This window comes from Vescimonas sanitatis, from assembly GCF_049060325.1.
In the GTDB taxonomy this organism is placed as follows: domain Bacteria; phylum Bacillota; class Clostridia; order Oscillospirales; family Oscillospiraceae; genus Vescimonas; species Vescimonas sanitatis.
The window spans coordinates 33,413-57,608 of the sequence record NZ_JBMGPW010000007.1 but is presented as its reverse complement, the minus strand read 5'-3'; the positions used below and the strand labels follow the sequence as shown (position 1 = coordinate 57,608).

Sequence of the window (24,196 nt, the reverse complement as noted above, 5' to 3'; positions counted from 1 at the left end):
TTTGGGCTTTCTTTTTTTGCGTATCTTATCCCTTCAGCACCATATCGCAGCGTGCGGGCAGGTCAAAGGCGGCGAAATAGGCCTCCTCCAGCGGGATCCAGCGATCCCGGAACATCCGGAGCTTCTCCGGGCCGCTGCGGGCTTCAATGCGGCGGAGCTGCTCGGCAGCGTCCACGGTAAGGAATACCCGCAGGTCGTAGCTGTCCCACAGGGCCGGATGGCAGGCGTAGGCGCCCTCCACGATGGTCAGGCGCGCCGCCGGGACCGTCACCGGCTCGTCCAGCGCCTGCCGCGCACAGCGGAAGGGGCGGTAGGTGACCGCCTCACCGCGCAGTGCCGGCTGCAGCACTTCCGATAGAAAGCGCTCGTGGTCCACGTTTTCGCCCGGCTGTGCCAGCCGTGCGGCGGTGCGCTGCTCCGGGCGCAGAAAGAAGTCGTCCATGTGGAACACCCGGCAGGACAGCTGCGCCTGCAGCTGTGCCGCCAGCGTGCTTTTCCCGGCGCCGCAGCGGCCGTCGATGGCCGCGATGACCCGCGTCTGCCGGTCCAGCAGCGCCCGGATAACCGTCAGCAGGCGGTCGTAGTCAGCAGGGGTCATTTCGCCCTCCGGGCGGCGCGGCGCTGGATGAGCTTCACCAGCTCCACCACCGGAAGGACCAGGAAGGCCAGAGCCAGGGCCACGCCGTACTCCGTCCAGCTGACGGGGGTGAAGCCGAAAGCGTTGGCGATGACGGGCACCTCCAGCACCAGTGTTGTCAGAGCCAGCGAGCCGATCATCGCGCCCCACAGTACCTTGTTGTGGCTGGGCAGCGAGAACACGCTCTTGCGCTGGGAGCGCATATTGAAGCTGTGGAAGATTTCACACATGCTCATGGTCAGGAAGGCCATGGTCATACCGTCGTCGGACACGCCCTTGGGCATCTCAAAATAGCCCACCTCCATGCAGTGCCCGATGATGTAGGAGGTCATGGTGATGATCGTGATCAGCACGCCCTGATACAGGATGTCAAAGCCCAGGCCACCGGCGAAGATGCCGTCCTTGCTGTCCCGGGGCGGGCGGGTCATGGTATCCGGCTCACCCTTCTCCAGACCAAGGGCCAGGGCGGGGAAGCAGTCGGTGATCAGGTTGATAAACAGCAGGTGCACCGGGTTCAGCAGTGTGAAGCCCAGCAGCGTGGCGAAGAACACGCCCAGCACCTCGCTCATGTTGCTGGCCAGCAGGAACTGGATGGCCTTGCGTATGTTGTCATAGATCCGGCGGCCCTCCTCCACGGCGGTGACGATGGTGGCGAAGTTGTCGTCGCTGAGCACCATGTCCGCCACGTTTTTCGTCACGTCCGTGCCGGTGATGCCCATGCCCACGCCGATATCCGCAGACTTGATGGAGGGCGCGTCGTTGACGCCGTCGCCGGTCATGGCAGTGATGGCGCCCTTGCGCCGCCAGGCGTTGACGATGCGGACCTTATGCTCCGGCTGCACCCGGGCATAGACGCTGTACTTCTCCACCGCCTTGTCCAGCTCCTCATCGGTGAGGCTGTCCAGCGCGCTGCCGGTAACGGCCTGGCTGGCGTCGGTGATGATGCCCAGCTCCTTGCCGATGGCCACGGCGGTATCCTTGTGGTCGCCGGTGATCATCACCGGGCGGATGCCCGCGGCGCGGCACTCGGCCACGGCGGCCTTGACCTCCGGGCGGATGGGGTCGATCATGCCCGCCAGACCGATGAAGCAGAGGTCCTGCTCCAGGTCCTCCGGCTCCTGTCGGTCGGGCAGCGCGTCGTACAGGCGCTCCGCCGCCGCCAGGACCCGCAGGGCCTTGTCGGCCATGGCCTTGTTCTCCGCCAGAATGGCGGTGCGCTTTTCCTCAGTCAGGGGCAGGATCTGCCCGCTTTCCGTATAGCTGGTGCACCGGCGCAGTACCTCGTCCGGCGCGCCCTTTGTGTACTGAATAAAGCCGTTGTCTGTGCGGTGGATGGTGGACATCATCTTCCGGCCGGAGTCAAAGGGGGCCTCGCCGCAGCGGGGCTGGCGGCTCTCCAGCACAGGCTTCTTCAGCCCCTGGGCAGCGGCAAAGTTCACCAGCGCCGCCTCCGTGGGCTCACCGATGGCGCCGTTCTCCTCCAGCGCGGCGTCGTTGCACAGCGCCATGGCTGTGGCCAGCAGCTCCGTGGGGCCGGTGTGCTCCACCACGGTCATCTTGTTCTGTGTCAGGGTGCCGGTCTTGTCGGAGCAGATGACCTGGGTGCAGCCCAGCGTCTCCACCGCCGTCAGCCGCCGGATCACGGCGTGCTGCTTGCTCATGTTGGTCACGCCGATGCTCAGCACCACCGTCACCACCGTGGCCAGTCCCTCCGGGATGGCCGCCACCGCCAGGGAAACGGCCACCATAAACGTGCTCAGCACGGTGTCCAGCGTGAACTCGCCGGCCACCACCAGGTCAAAGATAAAGATGAACACGCAGATGCCCAGCACCAGCTTGCTCATGGTCTTGCCCAGCTCATTCAGCTTGCGCTGCAGGGGCGTCTGCTCCTGCTCCGTCTGGGCCAGCACACCGGCGATCTTGCCCATCTCCGTGTCCATGCCGGTGGCGGTGATGACCGCCTTGCCGCGGCCGTAGACCACGGTGCTGCCCATGTAGCACATATTCTTCCGGTCGCCCAGGGGCACGTTGTCTCCGGTCAGCAGCCCCACCGCCTTAGTCACAGGGACGCTCTCGCCGGTCAGCGCCGCCTCCTCGATCTTCATGGAGGCGCTCTCCAGCAGCCGTCCGTCGGCGGGCACGGCATCGCCGGCCTCCAGCAGCACCACGTCGCCGGGCACCAGCTGGCTGCTCTCGATGACCACCTGGTGGCCGTCCCGCAGCACCTTGCACTTGGCGGCGGTCATGGTCTGCAGGGCCTCAATGGCCGCCTCGGCCTTGCTCTCCTGCACCACGCCCAGCACCGCGTTCAGCAGCACCACCACCAGGATGATGAACACCTCGGTGAAGCTCTCGCCGCTGAGTGCGTTGGTCACGGCGGACACCGCCGCCGCTGCCATCAGGATCAGCAGCATGGGGTCCTTCAGCTGTGCCAGGAACCGCTGCAGCAGGGAGGGCTTCTCCGCCTCCTTCAGCTTATTGGGGCCGTGCTTGGCCAGACGTTCAGCCGCCTCCGCCTCTGTCAGACCGGTGGGACAGGAGCCCAGCTCCTCCAGCACCTCCTGCGGACTGCGGTTGTATTCCTTTTCCATCGTCTATTACTCCTTTATATCATGGTTTTATAATTTGAAGCAAAAAAGCAGAACAAAAAGCGAAACAGAAAATAAACCAAAAGACAACAAAAAACTCATGCACGGACAGGCTATGTCTGTGCATGAGTCTCATTCTTTCAGGACACATCGGGCGCTGCCGCGCCGGGATGACGGTGTGCCACGCCGCGCCAAAACCGGCGCTGCGGAATTACTCCCTCATTCATTATGGGGTATTTTACCCGCTTTTTTACCCGCTGTCAACCCCAAAAAGGGCGGTTTTTTACACCATTTCCGCGGCGCACAGACCATCGAAATACTTGTACAGCGGCATCAGTGTCCGGAAGCCCTCAATGATATCCTGTGCCAGTTCCGGCGAGAACATACGCTCGTCCGGTGCGGCGTCATGTTGTAAATTGATAGACTTCTTGTTGTACCACGCCGCCAGCAGGGGAGAGGGGGCGGTCTTTTTCCTGGCATATTCCGGGCCTGAAAGCGTGAATTGCGCCTGTTTATTGAACCTTTTGACCAGCTTTTCCAGCACCTCGGGATGCTCGTCGACGGCCTTGCGGTACGCTTCCATCAGCGCCGCCTTCGGCGCCCAAAAGCCCATGCCGTAGCTGTAATAGTCCGGCCCGATCTCAAAGTAAAACGTGGGCCGCCCCGTCCAGTCCTCGCCGCCGGCGCGGACGCAGAACCACAGGTGGTCCTTGTACGGTCCATTCCCGTGCAGCCGTCGGGCATCCCGATAGATGCGGGAGAGCTTCAGCAGAAACGGCTCCTTGGGGAATGCCGCGTGCAGGGCTTCATACACCTGCTCGCCCAGCGCACGGGTGGGGGCCAGGAGATGTGCCTCATAGTCCTGCTTATGCGCCAGAAACCAGGAGCGTTCGTTGTTGAACCGAATGCCCCACAGAAAGTCCAGTGTCTCCTGTGTATAGCCTTCAAAAGCCATGCTATGTACTCCTTTTAATTAAAGCGCTCACATGAATTTGCACAGCAGAACGGGCAGCAGTAGCGCCGGCGTCATGTTCAGGATACGCAGCTTGGTGACGCCCAGCACGTTCAGGGTGATGCCGATGATCATCAGTGACCCGGTGACGGAGATCTCGGTGATGACCGCATCGGTCAGCACCCCTGTCAGCAGGGAGGCCAGCAGCGTCATCACACCTTCCACCGCCAGCACCGACAATCCGGAAAAGACGATCCCGATGCCCATGGAGCTGGCAAAGGCCACGGATCCGGCAAAGTCGATGACCGACTTGGCCAGCAGGATGCCGTGGTCGTTCTTCAGACCACTGTCCAGCGAACCCATCACCGCCATAGCGCCCACGGCGAACACCAGCGAGCCGCTGACGAAGCCGTCGGTGATGGGACCCATTTTCCCGAATTTCTTTTGCAGCCAGTCGCCCGCCCGGGTGACGCCGTCCTCAATGTGCAGCAGCTCGCCGATGACGGCGCCGATGACCAGCGACAGTATGGGGATGAGCTGGTTGCTGCTGCCGATGGCGCCGGAGATGCCGATGCCCATGGACACCAGCGCCGTAGCACCAAGCACCGTCTGCCGCATTTTTTCCGGCATGAGCTTGCCGCCGAAGGTGCCCAGCAGGCCGCCGACAACAATGGCTCCACCGTTGACCAGCGCGCCTGTTAATATCATGGTACAAGACCTCCATCTTCGATAATATCCCGCACCACCGTGCCGCCCATCATCAGGCCGGCCACAGAGGGCACCCACGCCACGCTGGCGGGAACGCTGCGCCGTCCGGGTGACGGCGCTTCCAGCTGCTGTGTCTCGTGGGGCAGCTCCGGGCTGAACACCACCTTCAGGTGGTGGATCCCCCGGGCGCGCAGCTCCTTCCGCATGACCCGGGCCAGCGGGCAGCCGCTGGTCTTGGAGATATCCGTGACCCGCAGCAGCTCGGGCTCCAGCTTGTTGCCGGTGCCCAGGGCCGACAGGATGGGAATTCCCCGTAGGCGGGCCTGTTGGATCAGGTCCAGCTTGCAGCTGACCAGGTCGATGCAGTCCACGATGTAATCGAATTTCCGGGAGAAAAATTCCTCCCGATGGGCGGCGTCATAGGTGGCGCAGATCGGGTATACTACCGTGTCCGGGTCGATGTCCCGCACACGTGCCGCCGCGACTTCCGCCTTGTACTGCCCCACGGTGGAGGTCAGCGCGCACAGCTGGCGGTTGATGTTGGATACGGATACCGTGTCCTGGTCCACCAGCGTCAACGTGCCAACGCCGCTGCGTGCCAGGCACTCAGCGGCGTAGCTGCCCACACCGCCCAGACCAAACACCGCCACATGGCTGCGGCGGAGCTTGTCCAAGGCGGGTGCGCCCAATATCATTTCTGTTCTGAGAAAACGCTCGTTCATAGACTCGAAGAAGGGGCGGTCATCAGCCCACGTGCTTCATGCCGTTCTCCTGCACCACATCGGCGCTGTCCAGCAGACCGTCCAGCCAGGCCTCGGTGTCGGTGTTGCGCAGAGCGTTCTCGGCCTGTACCTGCCAGTAGGGCACATCGTCGCCCACAAAGTATATCACATGATAGCCCTTGTAGTTAGAGCTCTCACCGTATACGATGCCGGTATCGCCGGACTGACGGCTCGCATCGAAGCACCAGTCGTTGAACTCGGTGACCATCTGGTTTTTGTAGATCTTGGTGTACAGACCGCCGTTGGTGTTGCTGCCGGCATCGGTGCTGAGCTCGTTGGCCAGGGCCGCGAAGCTGTCCTCGGTGGCCTCGCCGGCCTTCCACTGGGCCAGCGCGTCCTCGGCTGCGGTCTTGGCCGCGTCCTTAGCCGCCTGCAGGTCGGCCTCATAGGTCTCGGCCTCGCTGTCCAGTGCGCTCTCGTCTACCTTGAACAGGATGTGGCGCACGTCCTTGGTGGCGTATTCCTGACGGCCCACGCTGCGGAACACGACCACATAGCAGTTGGAATCGCTGGCCACAACGGCGCTGTCACCGGCCTTGCGCGCGCTGTCAAATACCCAGTTGGCCACGTCGCTGCCGTTGTTGCTGCCGGCATCGGTGCTGGTGTAGCTGGCGGACTCATAATCCTTGGCCACATCCTCCAGCGCCTCGCCGCCCTGCACGCGCGCCAGCACAGCGGCGGCATCGCTCTCGGCCTTGGCCTTGGCGGCAGCGTTCTCCTCATCGGTGGGCTCCACGGTGTTGCCGTCGTCGTCCTTGGTGCTGTCGGCGGTACCCTTGAAGTACAGGGACTCATAGCTGGCCACGTCAAAGCTGCTCTTGTTGCCCTGATAGTAGGTCTCCAGGTCGCTGACGGTGTAGGTCAGCTCCTCGGCGTAGTGGCTCTGGTAATGGGTGGCCACGTCCACCAGCTGCACCATCTCCTTGAAGGTATCCACGGTCATGTTCTTGCCGTAGATCAGCTTCAGATACGTCTTCGTGGAGTAGCCGTTCTGCTTGGCGGCGGCGTTGAGCTCCTCCATAGTGGCATCCAGCTCCTCCTGAGTGTGCTCATCGGCGCCCATGCCGTTGGCCTCAGCCTCCTGGGCGGTCAGCACGTACATGGCCAGCTGCTTCACCGCGGTGTCGCGGACATACTGCTCCCATGTGACATCACCCTCGTCCTCGATACCCAGCGCGGTCTTCATGGTGTCGCTCACCACCTGCTGGTCCAGGGATTTGGACGTATCGATGCCGTAAAAGCTGGCATAGCCGCTCTTCAACAGACTGCTCTTCACGTTGGCGTAGAAATACTCCACCTGCCCGGCGGTATATTTCTCACCGTTGATGGTCACGGCGGTGGCGCTGCGCTGCAGCACGCCGGAGTTATACACCAGCAGTACCGCGGCCACGATCACGAACACGCCGGCGATCACGCCGTACAGGATATTGTTCTTGCGTGCCTTGGCCTTCTCCTCCGCCTCGCGGATCTTCTTGGGGTCGGTGACGCCCTGGGCCGCCAGATCCTGCCGGATCTTCTTTTCTCTTGATGCGCTCATTGAAATTCATTCCTCTCGATTTTGGGCGCAATACGCCCTTGTTTGGTAACATACTCGGTCATTATATCGTATACCGCACCTTTTCGCAAGAGGGAAACGCCTGGAATTTGTGAACATTTTACCGCGCTCACTGAGCACAAGACCCCCATTCCGTTTCGGAATGGGGGTCTTGTGCTCAGCGACAGGCAGCGGCCATGTTATAACCTGCACAACTCGCAGGTGGGTCGTCTCCGGCTGACTTTACTGCTTCCAGCATCCGCCCGCATACGGCAGGCGGGAGGCCTGCAAACCATCTGCCGATCCGACGTCCCGTATAACCAATGTCAGGATAAATAGAACCGCTGCCCATCGCTCAATTTTCCGCCCTGCCTTCGTCAAATCGGCTCGACGTACAGAAAGTACGCCATCGCCGCTTTGCCATCGGCAGGACGAAAAATCCTGCCGAAGGAGTGGCGTGTATCTTTTTCGCTGCACCGCCGCGCCTCGTCTTGGCGAAAAATCCAGCCATTTTCCGGCGTAGCCGGCGGCGTCTCGCCATCGGCAGGACGAAAAATCCCGTCGAAAGATCACTCGTCCTCGTCGGACAGGATCTGCTCCATGAACAGGTCGTAGACTTTATCCAGCTCCTCATCGCTGTCCAGGGTGCTCAGCAGCTCCTCGCCGTTTTCCATAACGGACTTCAGGATCACCAGGCCGTACTCCTCGGCGGCTTCCTCGTCGGCATCATCCTCCACCACGGGGAAGAACGCCATGTAGGTCTGGCCGTCCAGCTCCAGCGCGTCCACGTATTCCAGTTCAATGTCGTTGCCGTCCTCGTCGGTCAGGGTGATGAAGTTGGGGCCGAATTCCTCGCTCATGGGAGAGTCCTCCTTTGTCTTTATATCCATAGTATACCCGAAAGCTGGAGAAAACGCAAGTGGAAGCGTTCGGCAGTTTCTGCCATCTGTCGGACTGAAAATCGGTGGAATGGGGGAAAATAACGGGAATTGAGCAGCCAAACGGGCGGATTTCTGCAAAAAATCCTCTTTTTTGCATTTGACAAGTATGGTAGAATGTTCCTTATAGTGGATTGGTATGTGAATTTTGACCCCGGAACGAAAAGAATACACAGGAACATCAATAAAGAAAGGAAGGTGCCCTGTCTTGAGTGAGAACAAGCGCAGACGGTCGTCGTCCACCGGCTTTTGGGGACGCATCCGGCAGAGCGCCCGGCACATAGAAAATGAGGCAAAGGAGGGTGCGCGCCGGGTAGAGCACAGTGCCGCCGAGGGTGCGCGGCGCGTGCAGCATGACGCGCAGGAGCGTGTGCGGAACATGACCCCTAAGCAGAAGAACGGCTGGAAGAAGGCCGGACGCATCATCGGCACGCTGCTGCTGGTGTTCGTGCTTACGGCGTCCATCTTCGCCGGTATCTTCATGGCGTACATCAACAGCGCCATGCGCGGCAAGGTGGAGGTCTATCTGGACGAATTCGAGACCCAGGTCTCCACCGAGCTGTATTACCAGGACCCCGACACCCAGGAGTGGGTCATGTACCAGACGCTGTACATGGACGAAAACCGCATCTGGGTGGACCTGGAGAACATTCCCAAGTATTTGCAGGAGGCCGCCATCGCCATCGAGGACAAGCGGTTTGAGAAGCACCACGGCGTGGACTGGAAGGGTACCACCCGCGCCATTCTGTACACCCTGTTCGGCAAGAACGTGCAGGGCGGCTCCACCATCACCCAGCAGCTGGTGAAGAACGTCACCGGCGACAATCAGGTGACGGTCAAGCGCAAGATCACGGAGATCTACCGCGCACTGGAGCTGGAAAAGCGCTATGAGAAGGACGAGATCCTTGAAGCCTACCTGAACGAGGTCTACTTCGGCCAGCGCTGCTCCGGCGTGATGACGGCGGCGCGGGTGTATTTTGGCAAGGACGTGTCCGAGCTGTCGCTGGCCGAGTGTGCCAGCATGATGGGCATCACCAACAACCCCTCCATGTACGATCCCTTCATCAGCTCCTGGACCCGCGAGAACAACCGGGAGCGCCAGCTGACCATCCTCAGCGAGATGCTCTCTCAGGGCAAGATCGACCAGGAAGAGTATGACGCCGCCGTGGCCGAGGATATCCAGTTTGCCAACGGCTTCACCATCTCCGGCAAGTATGTGGGCAGCGACGGTACCGTCACCGAGCTGGACACGGAGGATACCACCGATACCAGCGACGATACCGACTCCCCGGCGGATGACAGCACCCCCACCATCAAGGGCAGCAACTCCTGGTTCACCGATGCCATGATCACCGATGTGGCCGAGGCACTGGTGGAGAAGCTGGGCATCACCGAAAAGGTCAACAGCGAGGGCAAGAAGGTCTCCGCCTACGACCAGGCCATCAACATGGTCTACAGCAGGGGCTACAAGATCTACACCACCCAGAACCCCAAGTACCAGCAGATCGCCGAGGAGGTCTGCTATAATCTGGAGAATATCCCCTATACCAGCAGCTATACGAACGCCGCCGGTGAGCAGGTGGAGGATCAGCTGCAGATCGCCCTGACCATCGTGGATCCCACCAACGGTTATGTGGTGGCTATGATCGGCGGTGCCGGTGAAAAGGTGGTGGACCGCGGCTGGAACTGGGCTGTGAACGCCCGGCAGTGCGGTTCTGCCATCAAGCCTGTGTCCACCTACGCCCCGGCACTGGACGACGGCACCATCAACGGCGCGTCGGTCATCGACGACTATCCCATGCTGCTCAACGGCGAGGTCTGGCCCCGCAACGCCAACTGGCGCTATCAGGGCCTGACGGCGCTGCACACCGCCATCGCCCAGTCCCTGAATACCTGTGCCGTGCGGACGAACCTGGCCTACGGCGTCAGCAATTCCTACGACTTCCTGGTGGACAAGCTGGGCTTCGAGAACCTGACCTACACCGACTCCCAGCAGGTGGGCAACATGGCTCTGGGCGGCTTTGAGAAGGGCGTCACCACCGAGGAGATGTCCGCGGCCTTCGCGACCTTCGTCAACGAGGGCGTGTACACCAAGCCCCGTACCTTCATCCGTGTGGAGGACGCCAACGGCAACGTGGTGCTGGAGAACGAGGCCCAGTCCACCGTGGCCATGAAGAACACCACGGCGGCTATCATCAACCATCTGCTGCAGGAGGCCGCCCTGAACGGTACCGGCTACGAGGCACAGTTCAGCGGTATGCACATCGCCGGCAAGACCGGTTCTACCAACAGCAACAAGGACCGTTACTTCGTGGGCTACACGCCCTATTACAGCTGCGCCGTCTGGGCGGGCTACGAGCACAACCAGCGCATCGTGGCCAGCGGCAACCCCTGCTCCGCTGTGTTCCGCAAGGTCATGAGCGCCATCCACGAGGACCTGCCCAACAAGGACTTCTTCTCCTGCTCCGGCCTGACCAGCGTATCGGTCTGTGCTGACAGCGGAATGCTGGCATCGGAGAACTGCGCCCTGGACGTCCGCGGCAGCCGCGTCTACACGGCCCTGGTGGCGGCGGATAACGCCCCCACCGCCGTCTGCACCATGCACACCGCCCCCACCTACACCGTCAACATGGCGGACAGCGACGGCAACGTGACCACCGTTACCGGCTCCGTGCTGAACTACCAGCGTGAGCTGATCGAGGGCCACGACGAGATCGTGGTGGAGGACGCCTTTATGATGCAGGGCGGATGGAACGGCTTTTTTGGCGACGAGGCGGACGACGACTTCAATATGCCGGACGGCGACCACGATGATGCTATGGACGGTCCGCCGGATAACGGTGTACCGGATATGGGCGGATTTATCGGTTGACTGTTTACAAGCAAAAAAGGAGACGGCCTTTGCCGTCTCCTTTTTTGTCCCGGAGTGGGTGCCATGTCAAGGGCCGCCGCTGGCGGCCTTGGTTTTCGCGCAGCAAAATCGCCGCACCAAAAGAAAAGAGACATCCGAAAGGATGTCTCTTTTCTTTTGGTGCGCGAGGCGGGACTTGAACCCGCACGCCCGTAATGAGCACTAGAACCTGAATCTAGCGAGTCTGCCAATTCCACCACTCGCGCGTCGAACAAGTGAGATTATAGTATGTACCGGCTGAATTGTCAACCCCTTTTTTCAAAATTTCCAAACTTATTGTTTTCCGGCGCGTTCATGCCTTGACCTGCCGCCCAAAACTTGTTATGATAGAAAAAACCATTCACCGAAGGAGTGCGTATATCTCTATGAAAAAGGAGCTTACCCCCCGGAAAAAACAGGCCCTGGAAATGCGTAGTCGTATCCAGAACGTAGCGCTGGAGCTGTTCGACAAGGAGGGCTTTGAGAATGTCTCTGTGGAGCAGATCGCCCAGGCGGTGGGCTGCTCCGTGGGCAACATCTACCACTATTTCAAGAGCAAAGACGAGCTGGTCATCCAGGTGACCAGCAGCGTGGACGCCCAGTACAGCGTGCTGGAGGCGAGTTACCTGGCCGACGAGGCCAACTCCTGGCACGATAAGCTGCTGGACTTTGTGGGTCAGACCCTGGTCATCAGCGCCGAGGACCCGTCCCTCTACCGCAGCTTTATCCACGGCATCCGCTATCCCCAGCAGGGCATCCTGCGGGACAACGAGAAGCGCGTGTATTTCCGCGTTCTGCGTGAGCTGGTGGACGGCTGCAAGCAGGAGGGCACGATCCACCACGACCGCGACCGCGAGGAGCTGGTGGCGGACCTGGTGGCCCTGCACCGCGGTATGCTGCTGGAGTGGCGTATCTACGAAGGTGCTTTCGACCTGCCCCGCCGCGGCCGCCGTATGGCCGCCGCGCTGCTGGAGGGCTGGCGGCACGAGGAGTGAGTAGAGGCATACACAGAAAAGGAGGAGCGGATGGGTAAGAGTGAAGAGAGGCGGCCGCCGGAGAGTGGGCGGGAGCCGGGCGAAAACACAGCTGTTGCGGGCTTGATAATGGGCATTGCCGCCGTGGTATTCTGGTTTTTCGGCTACTCTGCCGTGGCATCTGTTGTACTGGGCATCCTCGGCTTGGTATGGACTGACAAGGCAAAGAAAGAGGGCTATACCGGAGACAAGCGAACGATAGCCTTCGTGCTGTCGCTGGTGGGTCTTATCGGCGGGCTGGTTGTGCTTATCATTACGGTGATCCTCATCAATGTGCTGGCAGTACCGGGGATAACGGCCTTGAGGGATATGCTGGGAATGATAGGCGAAATGGCAAATGATATCTGAGCGGACAGCCCTGCGGCACGAGGAATAAGTTAAAGACCGTGAACGTTGTTTTCAACAGCGCTCGCGGTCTTTTTTTGTGCGAAACGCCGACTTTTCGGAAATGCCAAAATCGCCGTTGACATCCCGGATCAGCGGTGCCATAATAAAGTATAATCACCGAGTGGTTCGGTGAAAAGTTTAACGAAAACCGCCCGCCGGGCGTGACAGAAAAGGAGAGAGACTATGAAGCTGTTGATCATCAACCCCGGCGCAACCTCCACCAAGATCGCGGTGTTCGAGGACGAGGAACAGCTCTTCAAAGTGACCATCGACCACTCCGCCGAGGAGCTGGACCGCTTCCCCCGGGTCATCGACCAGGCGGACTACCGTAAGGAGGCCATTCTCAAGGCCGTCACCGAGGCCGGTTATAAGCTGTCCGACTTTGCCGCCGTCTGCGGCCGCGGCGGTCTGTACCGGGCCATTCCCTCCGGCACCTACGCCGTCAACGACAAGGTCATGGCCGACGTAGAGGCCGCGCCCTACGGCGAGCATCCCTCCAACCTGGGCGCTTACCTGGCCCGTAAGCTGGGCGACATGGTGGGCATTCCCGCCTTCTTTGTGGACCCGGTCTGCGTGGACGAGATGACCGAGGTGGCGCACTACACCGGCTTTACCGAGTTCCGCCGTCTGTGCCAGTTCCACGCCCTGAACCACAAGGCCGTGGGCCGCAAGGCCGCCGAGAAGCTGGGCAAAAAGTATGAGGACGTGAACCTCATCGTCTGCCACCTGGGCGGCGGCGTCAGCGTGGGTGCGCATCAGCACGGCCGCGTGGTGGATGTCTGCAACGTCAAGGACGAGGGCGCCATGGGCATGGACCGCGCCGGCGGCCTGCCGGTGAACCAGCTCATCAACTACTGCTTCTCCGGTAAGACCAAGGACGAGGTCAAGCGTACCTTCGGCCGCCGCGCCGGTATGTTCTCCTATCTGGGCACCACCGATTTCCGCGTGGTCTGCGCCAAGGTGGTGGAGGGCGACCCCAAGGCCGTGGAGGCCTATCAGGCCCTGGTCTACCAGCTGGCCAAGGACATCGGTGCCATGGCCGCCGTGCTGCACTTCGACGTGGACGCCATCGTCTACACCGCCGGCATGGCCTATGAGGACTTCTTCTGCGACGACATCACCGCCTATGTGGGCAAGATCGCGCCCATCATCCGCCTGCCCGGCGAGGAGGAGATGCGCTCCCTGGCGGAGGGTGCCCTCCGGGTCCTCCGCGGCCAGCAGGAGGCCGGCCAGTATTGATCTGATATTCCGGCAGGAATATAGATAAACCGTTTTTGATTTGCAAGTGGAAATAAGAGGAAAAAGACAAGAAAGGTGGAAACTGCTATGAAACATCTGATGTCCGGTAACGAGGCCACCGCCCGCGGCGTCTACGAAGCCGGTATCAAGGTCTGTTCCGCGTATCCCGGAACCCCCAGCACCGAGATCCTGGAGAACCTGCCCCAGTACGGCAAGGACGTGTACTGTGAGTGGGCCCCCAACGAGAAGGTCGCCACCGAGGTGGCCTACGGCGCGTCCGTGGCCGGCTCCCGTTCCTTCTGCACCATGAAGATGGTGGGCCTGAACGTGGCCGCCGACCCCCTGTTCACCGCCGGCTACATGGGCGTCAACGGCGCCTACGTGGTCGTCACCGCCGACGATCCCTCCTGCCACTCCTCCCAGAATGAGCAGGACAACCGCCACTACGCCCGCGCCGCCAAGATCGCCATGGTGGAGCCCAGCGACGCCCAGGAGTGCAAGGACTTTGTCCGCCTGGCCTGCGAGATCTCCGAGGAGTTCGACACCCCCGTGCTGTACCGCACCACCACCCGCGTCTGTCACAGCAAGGGCCTGGTGGAGTTCGGCGAGCGTGTGGAGCACGTGGCCCCCACCTACGCCCGCAACACCCGTAAGTACGTCTGCGCCCCCGCCAACGCCTACCTGAACCACCCCATCGTGGAGGAGCGCCTGGTGAAGCTGGCTGAGTACGGCTGTACCCGCGCCCTGGAGAACGGCCTGAACAAGGTGGAACTGGGCGACGGCAAGGTGGGCGTCATCACCGCCTCCATCAGCTACCAGTACGCCAAGGAGGTGTTCCCCGAGGGTACGTCCTTCCTGAAGCTGGGTCTGACCTATCCGCTGCCCATGGACCTGATCCGCGACTTTGCCAAGAAGGTGGAGAAGCTCTACATCATCGAGGAGCTGGACCCCTTCATGGAGGACGAGATCAAGGCCGCCGGCATCGACTGCGTCGGCAAGGAACTGACCGGCAAGCTGTATGAGCTGAACACCGAGCTGGTGCGCGAGCGCGTGCTGGGCATCAAGCCCGCGTACAAGACCGTGGACGAGGTCAAGGTCGCCAAGCGTCCCCCCGCACTGTGTCCCGGCTGCCCCCACCGCGGCTTCTTCTACACCCTGTCCAAGAACAAGAACTATGTGGTCACCGGCGACATCGGCTGCTACACCCTGGGCTTCGCGCCTCCGCTGAACTGCATGGACGTGTGCATCTGCATGGGCGGCGGCTTCTCCGCCGGCATGGGCATGGCCAAGTCCTTCCAGCGCGAGGGCGTCACCGATAAGGTGGTCTTCGGCGTCATGGGCGACTCCACGTTCTTCCACTCCGGCATGACCGGCGCGGCCGAGATCATCTACAACAACGGCCGCATGATCCCCTGCGTGCTGGATAACCGCATCACCGGCATGACCGGCCACCAGGACAACCCCGGCTCCGGCTTCACCCTGATGGGCGAGCCCGCCCCCATGATCAGCGTGGAGAAGGTGCTGGAGGCCTATGGCTTCGCCCCTGTCTTCACCGTGGATCCTCAGGACCTGACCGCCATGAAGAAGACCGTGGACGACGCTGTGGCCGCCCTGAACGAGGGCAAGCACCCCGCCATCGTCACCCGTCGTCCCTGCCTGCTTATCAAGCGCGTGAAGCACGACACCGGTATGTGCGTCGTCAACGCCGACAAGTGCAAGAGCTGCAAGAGCTGCCTGAAGGTGGGCTGCCCCGCCATCTCCATGGAGAACGGCAAGGCGTTCATCGACCGTACCCAGTGCGTGGGCTGCACCGTCTGTGCCCAGGCCTGCCCCTTTGGTGCTATTGAAAAGGAGGAGAAGTAACATGAACGATGTGAAAAGCTGCCTGTTGGTCGGCGTTGGCGGTCAGGGCGCCATCCTGATCTCTAAGATCATGTCCAACGGCTTTATGAAGGCCGGTTACGATGTCAAGCAGAGCGAAGTCCACGGCATGGCCCAGCGCGGCGGCTCCGTGTCCACCCAGGTCCGCTGGGGCAAGAAGGTCTACGGCCCCGTGTTCGGCAAGGGCGAGGCCGATATCATGGTGGCGCTGGAGAAAATGGAGGCTGTCCGCTATGCGGAGTTCCTGAACCCCAACGGCGTGGCCGTCATCAATGACTACGCCATCAAGTCCACCACCATCGCCTCCGGTGCCGAGGCGTATCCCGAGGGCTGCATCGAGGCCATGCAGAAGAACTTTAAAACCATCGCCGTCCCCGCCAGCGATATCGCCATTGAGCTGGGCAATCCCAAGTGCATGAACGTGGTGCTTTTCGGTGCCATGTGTGACTCCCTGGGCTGCCCCGAGATCGACTGGGAGCAGGTCGTGGCCGAGACGGTCCCCGCCAAGGTCAAGGAGCTGAACCTCAAGGCCTTCCGCGCCGGCCGTGAAGCCGCCAAGGCCGCTAAGTAAACCGATACCGCAAAAAGGACCGCCTTCCGGCGGTCCTTTTTTGCACCTACCCCAAGCCTTCATCTGAGGATCAGCGGGGAAGACAGGCACCCCTGAAGGACGCCCCCATTCGCCTTCCCCTTGGGGGTCCGCGGTGTTGAATGACACGCCGGTGGCGTGTCAGACCCGCGGACCGACCGACCCGCAGGGAGACAGGTGGCGCGCAGCGCCGGATGAGGGGTCCCTCGTCCTCACCGCGGCGGCGAAACTCCCGCCGCGGGAATTTATTTGTTGCACTCCGTCTCGCGCTGCATTATAATGGACAAAAAATCAGGAACGAGGTGTATCACCATGACCTATGGCTTTATCGGCACCGGCAACATGGGCGGGGCGCTGGCCCGCGCCCTGGTCAGGGAAGTCTCTCCCTCAGATGTGTATCTCAACAACCGCACGCCCGCCAAGGCGGAGACCCTGGCAGCAGAGCTGGGAGCCCGGGCGGACACCGCTGCCCACATCGCCGCTGCCTGTGACTATATCTTCCTGGGCGTCAAGCCCAACCTCATCGCCGGCGTGCTGGCCCAGTTGGCCCCCACGCTGGCACAGCGGACGGACAAGCCCGTGCTGGTGTCCATGGCCGCCGGCGTCACCATCGCCGCGCTGGAGCAGGCTGCTCCCGGCTGCCCCATCCTGCGTATCATGCCCAACACCGCCTGCGCCGTGGGGGCGGGGCTGACGCTGTACGATGCCAACGCCCTGCTGACGAAACCACAGCTGGACGCCTTCCTGGCGGACATGGCCGCCTCCGGGCGGCTGGAGGCTCTGCCGGAGCACCTGATCGACGCGGGCAGCGCCGTGGCCGGCTGCGGCGGTGCCTTTGCCTGCCTGTTCATGGAGGGACTGGCCGACGGTGCCGTCACCTGCGGCCTGCCCCGTGACAAGGCCAATACCTTTGCGGCCCAGATGCTGCTGGGCGCGGCCCGGCTGGCCCTGGAGAGCGGCAAGCCCTTCGGGCAGATGAAGGACGAGATCTGTTCCCCCGGTGGCACCACCATTGCCGGTGTCCGCGCGCTGGAGGAGGGCGGCCTCCGCGCCGCCGCCATGAACGCCGTCATTGCCGCCTACGAAAAGACCCTTCAGCTGAAGAAGTGAACCACGCCGCCCCCGGCTCAGCCGGGGGCGGCGTATCGTGTAAAGAAAGGCCCTCCCCACCGGGGAGGGCCTTTGTCCTTATTTTCCGTACAGGCAGTAGATGAGCCAGTTCAAAAACCGTGCCGGCAGCACCTTGGCCAGGAAGGTGAAGAACTTGTAGTCGAAGCGTATGGCGTACAGCGGGTGGTGGTGTCCCTCCCGCATGGCTACGCTGGCGATGTACGCCCCGGCCTTGGCCGGGTCCATGCCCGTCTCCTCATCGTGCTCCATGCGTTTCACGGACCGGGAAATGCGTCCCTGATAGATGTCGTCCCCGGCGCTGACCTTCCGCCGCGCGGCGGTAAAGCCCGTGTGGATATCCCCCGGCATCACGGCGCATACCGTTACGCCGAAGGGCCGCAGCTCGTTGGCCAGCGCCATGGTGTAGGCGTTGACAGCCGCCTTGGTGGCGGAGTAATAGGCCTGGAAGGGGATGGGCACCGGTGCGGCCACGGAGCTCAGGTTCACGATCCTTCCCCGGCCCGCCTGCCGCATCAGGGGCACCACGGCCCGGTTCATGTTCACCATGCCGAAGAAGTTGACGTCGAACAGCGCCTTAGCCTCCGCCGTCTCCGTGAACTCGATAGCCCCGGAGATGCCGAAGCCCGCGTTGTTCACCAGCACGTCGATGTGCCCCTCCGCCGCCATGATCTGCGCCACGGCATCGTTGACGGCCTGCTGGTCCGTCACGTCGGCGGAGATGTGGTGCAGACCCTCCACGCCCTCCGCCCGGCGGGACAGCTCATACACGGTATAGCCCGCGTCCTTCAGCGCCAGGGCGGTAGCCCGTCCGATGCCGGAGGTGCCGCCGGTGACGACAGCGACCTTACTCACGGGCCATCACCTCCCCGATGATGTCCATGGCCTCGTCCAGCAGGGCCTCCGTGTGGGTGGCCATATAGCTGGTCCGCAGCAGTGCCTCACCCTCCGGCGTGGCCGGCGGCAGCGTGGGGTTCACATATACGCCCCGGTCATAGATCTCCGCCGCTACCCGCAGCGTCCGGTACGTCTCATAGGTGTAGATGGGGATGATAGGCGTAGGCGCCTCCAGCGCCGAGGGCCGGATGGTCAGTCCCCGGTCCGTCAGCCCCTTCCGGGCATACAGACTCAGGGCACGCAGGCGCTCCGGCAGCTCCGGATGCGCCTCCAGCTTCCGCAGGGCCGAGAGCGCCGTGGCGCAGTTGGCCGGCGGGATGGACGCCGAGAAGATGAACGGCCGCGATGCGTGCCGCACGAAATCCGCCACCTCCGCGCTGGCGGCCATATAGCCGCCCAGCGACGCCAGCGACTTGGAGAAGGTCCCCATGTACACGTCCACCTGGTCCTCCAGGCCAAAGTAGCTGGCCGTGCCCCGGCCGCCCTCGCCCAGCACGCCCAGCCCGTGAGCGTCGTCCACCATGACCCGTGCGCCGTACTGCTTCGCCAGGGCGCAGATCTCCGGCAGCTTGGCGATGTCGCCGCCCATGGAGAACACACCGTCGGTGACGATCAGCGCTCCGGCCGTCTCCGGCACCTTCTGCAGGCACTTTTCCAGCTCCGCCATGTCGCTGTGGCGATAGCGCAGCATTTTGCCGTAGGACAGCTGGCACCCGGCGTAGATGCTGGCGTGGTTCTCCCGGTCACAGATCACGTAGTCGTGCCGCCCCACCAGCGCGGAGATAATGCCCACGTTGGACTGGAACCCGGTGCCGAAGGTCACCACCCCCGGCTTCCGCAGGAACCTCGCCAGCTCCGCCTCCAGCTCCAGATGCATCTCCAGCGTGCCGTTGAGGAACCGCGACCCGGAGCACCCGGTGCCGTACTGCTCCAGCGCCCGGATGCCGGCCTCGATGACCTCCGGGTCCGTAGTCAGTCCCAGATAGTTGTTGGAGCCCAGCATGATGCGGCGCTTGCCCTCCATCTGCACCTCCACATCCTGCCGGGACTGCAGGGCGTGAAAGTAGGGGTACACGCCCTTTTCCTTCAATTCCCCCGCCAGGGACGGCGCAAAGCACTTCTCAAAGATATCCATACAAGACCTCTCTATCTGATATAGAATATTAGCATTAACGGGAACTTAACAAGCTGATATCGCTTTTTTTGAATGAAAATATTATATAGGCAGATAGAAAACTTGTCAACGTCTACTTGCGTCAGCGTTCCTGTCCGTCGATAACGTCCAGCAGCCGCAGAATGCCCCGGCTCAGCGCCGCCGCCCCGCACACCGTGCAGATCATCGTGATGGCTGTCATAAAAACGTCCTCCTTGCTGTGTTTTCCCCATCATAGCAAGGCTGCTGTCCAAAAAAACGGACAGAAAAATTCTTTCAAAAGCCATGGAACCTTTTTTGCCCTGCGCGCATCTAAGGGGTGTACAAAGAAAACGGCGCTGTGCTCCACCCGGAGACACAGCCTGCCAAAAGAAAAGCGCAAAAAAAGAGACTGCGAAAGCAGTCTCTTTTTTATATGCTTTTCAGCAGGTCACATGGCCTTGATAATGTCCACGATCTCCGCGCCGATGCGCTTCTGGGCCTCGTTGGTGGCAGCGCCGATGTGGGGCGTGCAGGACACCATGGGATGGCTGTACAGCGCCTTGTTGGTGGCGGGCTCGTCGGCGTACACATCCAGACCGGCGGCGCGCACCTTGCCGGACTCCAGGGCGGCCAGCAGGGCGGCCTCGTCCACGTTGGTGCCGCGGGAGGTGTTGATGACCACCACGCCGTCCTTCATCTTGGCGATGTTCTCGGCGGAGATCAGAGCGCCACCGTCCACAGCGGGGGCGTGCACGGATACGAAGTCGGACATGGCCAGCAGCTCATCCATCTCCACATAGGGGATGCCCAGCTGCTCCTCGATGCCGGGGATGTGGAAGATGTCGAACGCCACGACCTTCATGCCGATGGCCTTGGCCATCACGCCCAGGTGCTGGCCGATGCGGCCGAAGCCCACGATACCCAGGGTCTTGCCCTGCAGCTCAATGCCCTTGCCGTAGGCCTTCTTCTCCCACTTGTCCTCACGCATGGTGTGGCCGGCGATGGAGATGTAGCGGGCGCAGGAGAACATATGGCCCATAGCCAGCTCCGCCACGGACTGGGAGGAGGCCTTGGGGGTGTTCTTCACGTCGATGCCGTTGGCCTTGGCGTAGTCCACGTCGATGTTGTCCACGCCCACGCCGCCGCGGATGATCAGCTTCAGCTGGCTGCCCTTGGCCTCGTCGATGTGGTTGGCGCGGACCTTGGTCTTGGAACGGACCACCACCACGTCGAAATCACGCAGCGCCTTGCCCAGCTGATCGGGCTCATAGAACTGCTCCACGACCTCGTGACCCATTTCACGCAGCTCCGCCATCGCGGTCTTATCCATACCGTCAGTAACCAGAATACGCATGGTAATACTCTCCTTTTAAAATACGTTTTGTTGTCGGAATTTGCCATTAAAGGGGGAGCTTGCTCCCCCTTTAACAGGTTTTACTTGGTGTGCTCGGCCTCAAACTTCTTCAGGAACTCCACCAGCGCCTGGGCGCCCTCGATGGGCATGGCGTTGTACACGCTGGCGCGCAGGCCGCCCACGGACTTGTGGCCCTTCAGGTTGTCGTAACCGGCGGCCTTGGTGGCGGCCACCACCTCGGCGTCCAGCTCGGCGCTTTCGGTGACGAAGGGGATATTCATCAGGCTGCGGAACTCCGGCTCCACGGTGCCCTTGAACATCTTGGACTGATCCAGGAAGTCATAGATGACCTTGGCCTTGGCGATGTTGCGCTTGTGCATCTCCTCCAGGCCGCCGATGCTCTTGAGATACTTGAACACCTTGCCGCAGCAGTAGATCGCCCAGCAGTTGGGGGTGTTGTACATGGAGCCGTTGTCGGCATGGGTCTTGTAGCTCATGTAGACGGGCATCTTGGGGTCGATGTCCTCGCGGATCAGATCCTCGCGGATGATGACCACCACCATGCCGGCGGGGCCCACGTTCTTCTGCACGCCGGCGTAGATCATGCCGTAGTCGGACACGTTGCAGGGCTTGCTCAGGAACATGGAGGACTGGTCGGACACCAGCACATGGCCCTTGGTGTTGGGCAGCTTGTTCCAGGTCACGCCGTGGATGGTCTCGTTCTCGCAGATGTACACATAGTCGGTGTCCTCGGGGATGTCCAGATCGGAGCAGTCGGGGATATAGCTGTAATTCTTATCCTTGGAGGAGGCGGCTACGATGACCTCGCCGTACTTCTTAGCCTCGGCAATGGCCTTCTTGGACCACGCGCCGGTCTCGATGTACACGGCCTTGCCGTTCTTCATCAGGTTCCACGCCACAGCGGCGAACTGCAGGGTAGCGCCGCCCTGGATGAACAGCACCTTGTAGTTGTCGGGGATGTTCATCAGCTCGCGCAGATCGGCCTCGGCCTCGTCGATGATCTGCTGGAACACCTTGGAGCGATGGCTCATCTCCATGACGCACATACCGCTGCCGCGGTAGTTCATCATCTCGTCGCGGATCTCCTCCAGCACGGGCTCCGGCATCATGGCGGGACCGGCGGAGAAATTAAAAGTACGACCGTATTTCATGTGGTTTTCCTCCTATTTGTATATTGTTGGGTCTTCCTTGTGCCTTTTGCGTTTGGTAATATATAGTATACGGCAACACCGCGCCATAATCAACAGGGAAAATGAAAAAAAGTCAGATAAACTGAAAATTTTTCAGCCCTGCTGAAAGTTTATCCGACAGGGTTTGACACACTCCCGCATAGATGGTAGAATAATCGTCTGCAAAGAGAACGTTACAGGAGGCGGCACGGCCATGGAGAAGGTAAAGGAGCGCATCACACACTACAGTCTGTACGTCACTGCCCTGCTGAAATGGCTGGCGGTGGGCGCACTGGTGGGCGGCGTGGGCGGCTTCGTGGGCGCGCTGTTCCACCTGGGCGTCGACTGTGCCACCAACGTCCGCCTGGCCCACTCTTGGATTTTGTACCTGCTGCCCCTGGGCGGCGTGGTCATCGCCCTGCTGTACAGGCTGTGCCGGCTGGAGGGCGCGGGCACCAACGCCGTCATCGAGTCCGTCCACTTCGGCAAAAAAATACCCACCCTTCTGGTGCCGCTGATCTTCGTCTCCACAGTCATCACCCACCTGTGCGGCGGCAGCGCCGGCCGCGAGGGCGCGGCGCTCCAGATCGGCGGCGGCATCGGCTACCGCACCGGCACGCTGCTGCGCCTGGGGGAGAAGGACCTGCCCCTGGCCACCCTCTGCGGCATGGCGGGCGTGTTCTCCGCCCTCTTCGGCACACCCCTGACGGCCACCATCTTCGCTCTGGAGGTCATCAGCGTGGGTGTGCTGTACTACGCCGGGCTGCTGCCCTGCATCACCGCCTCTCTGACCGGCTACTACATCGCTCTCCTCATGGGCGTGGAGCCCACCCGCTTCACCGTGGCCATGCCGGCGCTGGCCTGGCCCACCCTGGGCCTTGTGGCGGTGCTGGCTGTGGGCTGCGCTCTGGTGAGTATCCTCTTCTGCCGCGGCCTGCACATCACCGAGCACCTGGCCGCCCGTGTCCTGAAGGATCCCTTCCTCCGTGCCGCCGCGGGCGGCTGCGTGATCGTAGCCGCCACGCTGCTGCTGGGTACTACGGACTATAACGGCGCGGGCATGGATGTGGTGGCGCGCGCCTTGTCCGGCCAGGCGGACCCCTGGGCCTGGCTGTTGAAGCTGGCCTTCACCGCCGTCACCATCGGCTGCGGCTTCAAGGGCGGCGAGGTGGTGCCGTCGTTCTTCGTGGGCGCGACCTTCGGCTGCGTGTTCGGCGGACTGCTGGGCCTGCCGCCCGCCTTTGCCGCCGCCATCGGCCTGGTGTCCGTGTTCTGCGGCGCGGTGAACTGCCCCATCGCCTCCGTTATCCTCAGCATCGAGCTCTTCGGCTCCGGCGGTCTGGTCTATTTCGCCGCTGCCTGCGCCCTCAGCTACCTGCTCTCCGGCTATTGCGGGCTCTACAGCAGCCAGACCATCCTCTACTCCAAGCTGAAGGCGGAGTTTATCAATGTGCATACTCATGAGTAAAATGCAGCCCCCGGGAACCCGGGGGCTGACATTTTATAAGCAAATCTTAACGTTTCGTTCACATGATTTTCCGAAAATCGTGGTATCCTGCGGGTAGTACAAGAAAAAGAGGTATCGCCCGTGAAGCGCACGCTGACCGAACAACAGAAAAAAACGCTGTCCGTACTGGCCATCGTCATATTCGTTCTGCTGTCGGCGGCGCTGGCCTGGTTCGTGGGGCGGCCCATGGTCCGCTTTGCCCGCCAGCCGGAGCAGTTTCGCGCCTGGGTAGACGGCCACGGCGCCTGGGGGCCGCTGGCCTACGCGGCCATGGTGTTTCTGCAGGTGCTGGTGGCCATTATCCCCGGCGAGCCGCTGGAGATCGCCGGGGGCTACGCCTTCGGCGCCTGGGCGGGCACGGCCCTGTGCCTGCTCGGTGCCGTGCTGGGCAGCGTGACCGTCTTTGCCCTGGTCCGCCGCTGGGGCCGCGGTCTGGTGGAGGTGTTCTTCCCGGCGGACAAGCTGGAAAAGCTCCATTTTCTCCTCCATACCTCCCCCAAGCGCACCGCCCTGTTCTGGCTGATCTTCACCGTTCCCGGTACGCCCAAGGACCTGCTGTGCTACTTCGCGGGCCTGACGGACCTGCCGTGGGGGACCTGGCTGCTGATCGCCACAGTGGGCCGCCTGCCCTCCATCGTCACCTCCACCGTGGGCGGCAGCGCCCTGGGGGAGCAGAACTACCGGGCGGCGGTCATTGCCTTCGCTCTCGCCCTGGCTGTGGCGGGTGTGGGCTATGTGATCTACCGCGCCGTCTGCCGTCGGCACGGACAAAAACCGGATAACACAAAGACCGACGGCTGAGCCGTCGGTCTTGTATCTTTTTCAG

General features: G+C 61.8%; 20 protein-coding genes and 1 tRNA gene. 9 read left to right on the top strand and 12 right to left on the bottom strand.

Annotated features, from left to right (window positions below):
* Window positions 1-25 precede the first annotated feature (25 nt).
* From ACOMDU_RS09425 to ACOMDU_RS09395, 7 genes are all read right to left on the bottom strand, one after another.
* Entirely contained in the window at window positions 26-598 is a 573-nt protein-coding gene (locus ACOMDU_RS09425) for a uridine kinase family protein (protein WP_421130076.1), read from the bottom strand.
* On the bottom strand, window positions 595-3,228 hold the full coding sequence (locus tag ACOMDU_RS09420; RefSeq protein ID WP_421130075.1) for a cation-translocating P-type ATPase: 2,634 nt from the start codon (window positions 3,226-3,228) through the stop codon (window positions 595-597). Before ACOMDU_RS09420 ends, ACOMDU_RS09425 begins: the two co-directional genes overlap by 4 nt.
* 280 nt (window positions 3,229-3,508) lie before the next feature.
* Window positions 3,509-4,180 carry a DUF2461 domain-containing protein gene (locus tag ACOMDU_RS09415; protein ID WP_421130074.1) on the bottom strand — a complete coding sequence of 224 codons (672 nt, stop codon included), beginning with the start codon at window positions 4,178-4,180 and terminating at the stop codon, window positions 3,509-3,511.
* Between the two features lie 27 nt (window positions 4,181-4,207).
* Window positions 4,208-4,885: a DUF554 domain-containing protein gene (locus tag ACOMDU_RS09410; protein WP_421130073.1), complete on the bottom strand. Its 678-nt coding sequence runs from the start codon at window positions 4,883-4,885 to the stop codon at window positions 4,208-4,210.
* Entirely contained in the window at window positions 4,882-5,607 is a 726-nt protein-coding gene (locus tag ACOMDU_RS09405) for a tRNA threonylcarbamoyladenosine dehydratase (protein WP_421130072.1), read from the bottom strand. The genes ACOMDU_RS09410 and ACOMDU_RS09405 overlap by 4 nt, the downstream gene beginning before the upstream one ends.
* 22 nt (window positions 5,608-5,629) lie before the next feature.
* Window positions 5,630-7,204: a peptidylprolyl isomerase gene (locus ACOMDU_RS09400; protein WP_421130071.1), complete on the bottom strand. Its 1,575-nt coding sequence runs from the start codon at window positions 7,202-7,204 to the stop codon at window positions 5,630-5,632.
* 566 nt (window positions 7,205-7,770) lie between these two features.
* On the bottom strand, window positions 7,771-8,061 hold the full coding sequence (locus tag ACOMDU_RS09395; RefSeq protein ID WP_421130070.1) for a DUF1292 domain-containing protein: 291 nt from the start codon (window positions 8,059-8,061) through the stop codon (window positions 7,771-7,773).
* 286 nt (window positions 8,062-8,347) lie between these two features.
* Here ACOMDU_RS09395 and ACOMDU_RS09390 point away from each other — a divergent pair, with 286 nt between their 5' ends.
* Entirely contained in the window at window positions 8,348-11,011 is a 2,664-nt protein-coding gene (locus ACOMDU_RS09390) for a transglycosylase domain-containing protein (RefSeq protein ID WP_421130069.1), read from the top strand.
* Between the two features lie 157 nt (window positions 11,012-11,168).
* Here the strand turns inward: ACOMDU_RS09390 and ACOMDU_RS09385 are convergent.
* Window positions 11,169-11,256 (bottom strand) — tRNA-Leu (locus tag ACOMDU_RS09385).
* Between the two features lie 159 nt (window positions 11,257-11,415).
* Between ACOMDU_RS09385 and ACOMDU_RS09380 the strand changes: the two genes are divergently transcribed.
* The 6 genes from ACOMDU_RS09380 to proC all read left to right on the top strand — a co-directional run bounded on the left by ACOMDU_RS09380 (window position 11,416) and on the right by proC (window position 17,269).
* Window positions 11,416-12,024 (top strand): TetR/AcrR family transcriptional regulator, encoded by a 609-nt coding sequence (locus tag ACOMDU_RS09380; protein ID WP_421130068.1) that lies wholly within the window; start codon window positions 11,416-11,418, stop codon window positions 12,022-12,024.
* Between the two features lie 30 nt (window positions 12,025-12,054).
* A complete protein-coding gene (locus tag ACOMDU_RS09375) occupies window positions 12,055-12,411 on the top strand; it encodes a hypothetical protein (RefSeq protein ID WP_421130067.1) in 357 nt (118 codons plus the stop codon).
* A 222-nt stretch (window positions 12,412-12,633) separates the two neighbouring features.
* On the top strand, window positions 12,634-13,689 hold the full coding sequence (buk, locus tag ACOMDU_RS09370; RefSeq protein WP_421130066.1) for a butyrate kinase: 1,056 nt from the start codon (window positions 12,634-12,636) through the stop codon (window positions 13,687-13,689).
* Between the two features lie 87 nt (window positions 13,690-13,776).
* Entirely contained in the window at window positions 13,777-15,552 is a 1,776-nt protein-coding gene (gene iorA / locus ACOMDU_RS09365) for an indolepyruvate ferredoxin oxidoreductase subunit alpha (protein WP_421130065.1), read from the top strand.
* A gap of 1 nt (window position 15,553) precedes the next feature.
* On the top strand, window positions 15,554-16,141 hold the full coding sequence (locus tag ACOMDU_RS09360; protein ID WP_022134998.1) for an indolepyruvate oxidoreductase subunit beta: 588 nt from the start codon (window positions 15,554-15,556) through the stop codon (window positions 16,139-16,141).
* A gap of 330 nt (window positions 16,142-16,471) precedes the next feature.
* On the top strand, window positions 16,472-17,269 hold the full coding sequence (gene proC, locus ACOMDU_RS09355; RefSeq protein WP_421130064.1) for a pyrroline-5-carboxylate reductase: 798 nt from the start codon (window positions 16,472-16,474) through the stop codon (window positions 17,267-17,269).
* 78 nt (window positions 17,270-17,347) lie between these two features.
* Here proC and ACOMDU_RS09350 read toward each other — a convergent pair whose 3' ends face one another.
* From ACOMDU_RS09350 to serC, 4 genes are all read right to left on the bottom strand, one after another.
* Window positions 17,348-18,142: an SDR family oxidoreductase gene (locus ACOMDU_RS09350; protein ID WP_421130063.1), complete on the bottom strand. Its 795-nt coding sequence runs from the start codon at window positions 18,140-18,142 to the stop codon at window positions 17,348-17,350.
* Window positions 18,135-19,319 carry an aminotransferase class I/II-fold pyridoxal phosphate-dependent enzyme gene (locus tag ACOMDU_RS09345; protein WP_421130062.1) on the bottom strand — a complete coding sequence of 395 codons (1,185 nt, stop codon included), beginning with the start codon at window positions 19,317-19,319 and terminating at the stop codon, window positions 18,135-18,137. Before ACOMDU_RS09345 ends, ACOMDU_RS09350 begins: the two co-directional genes overlap by 8 nt.
* A 448-nt stretch (window positions 19,320-19,767) precedes the next feature.
* A complete protein-coding gene (locus ACOMDU_RS09340) occupies window positions 19,768-20,673 on the bottom strand; it encodes a D-2-hydroxyacid dehydrogenase (RefSeq protein WP_421130061.1) in 906 nt (301 codons plus the stop codon).
* 80 nt (window positions 20,674-20,753) lie between these two features.
* A complete protein-coding gene (gene serC / locus ACOMDU_RS09335) occupies window positions 20,754-21,845 on the bottom strand; it encodes a 3-phosphoserine/phosphohydroxythreonine transaminase (protein WP_022135446.1) in 1,092 nt (363 codons plus the stop codon).
* A gap of 232 nt (window positions 21,846-22,077) precedes the next feature.
* Here serC and ACOMDU_RS09330 point away from each other — a divergent pair, with 232 nt between their 5' ends.
* Together ACOMDU_RS09330 and ACOMDU_RS09325 are read left to right on the top strand one after the other, a co-directional pair.
* Window positions 22,078-23,331, top strand: a complete 1,254-nt coding sequence (locus tag ACOMDU_RS09330) for a chloride channel protein (RefSeq protein WP_421130060.1) — start codon at window positions 22,078-22,080, stop codon at window positions 23,329-23,331.
* A 120-nt stretch (window positions 23,332-23,451) separates the two neighbouring features.
* The gene (locus ACOMDU_RS09325; protein WP_421130059.1) at window positions 23,452-24,171 is read left to right on the top strand and encodes a TVP38/TMEM64 family protein; all 720 of its coding nucleotides are present in this window, start codon (window positions 23,452-23,454) and stop codon (window positions 24,169-24,171) included.
* Window positions 24,172-24,196 lie beyond the last annotated feature (25 nt).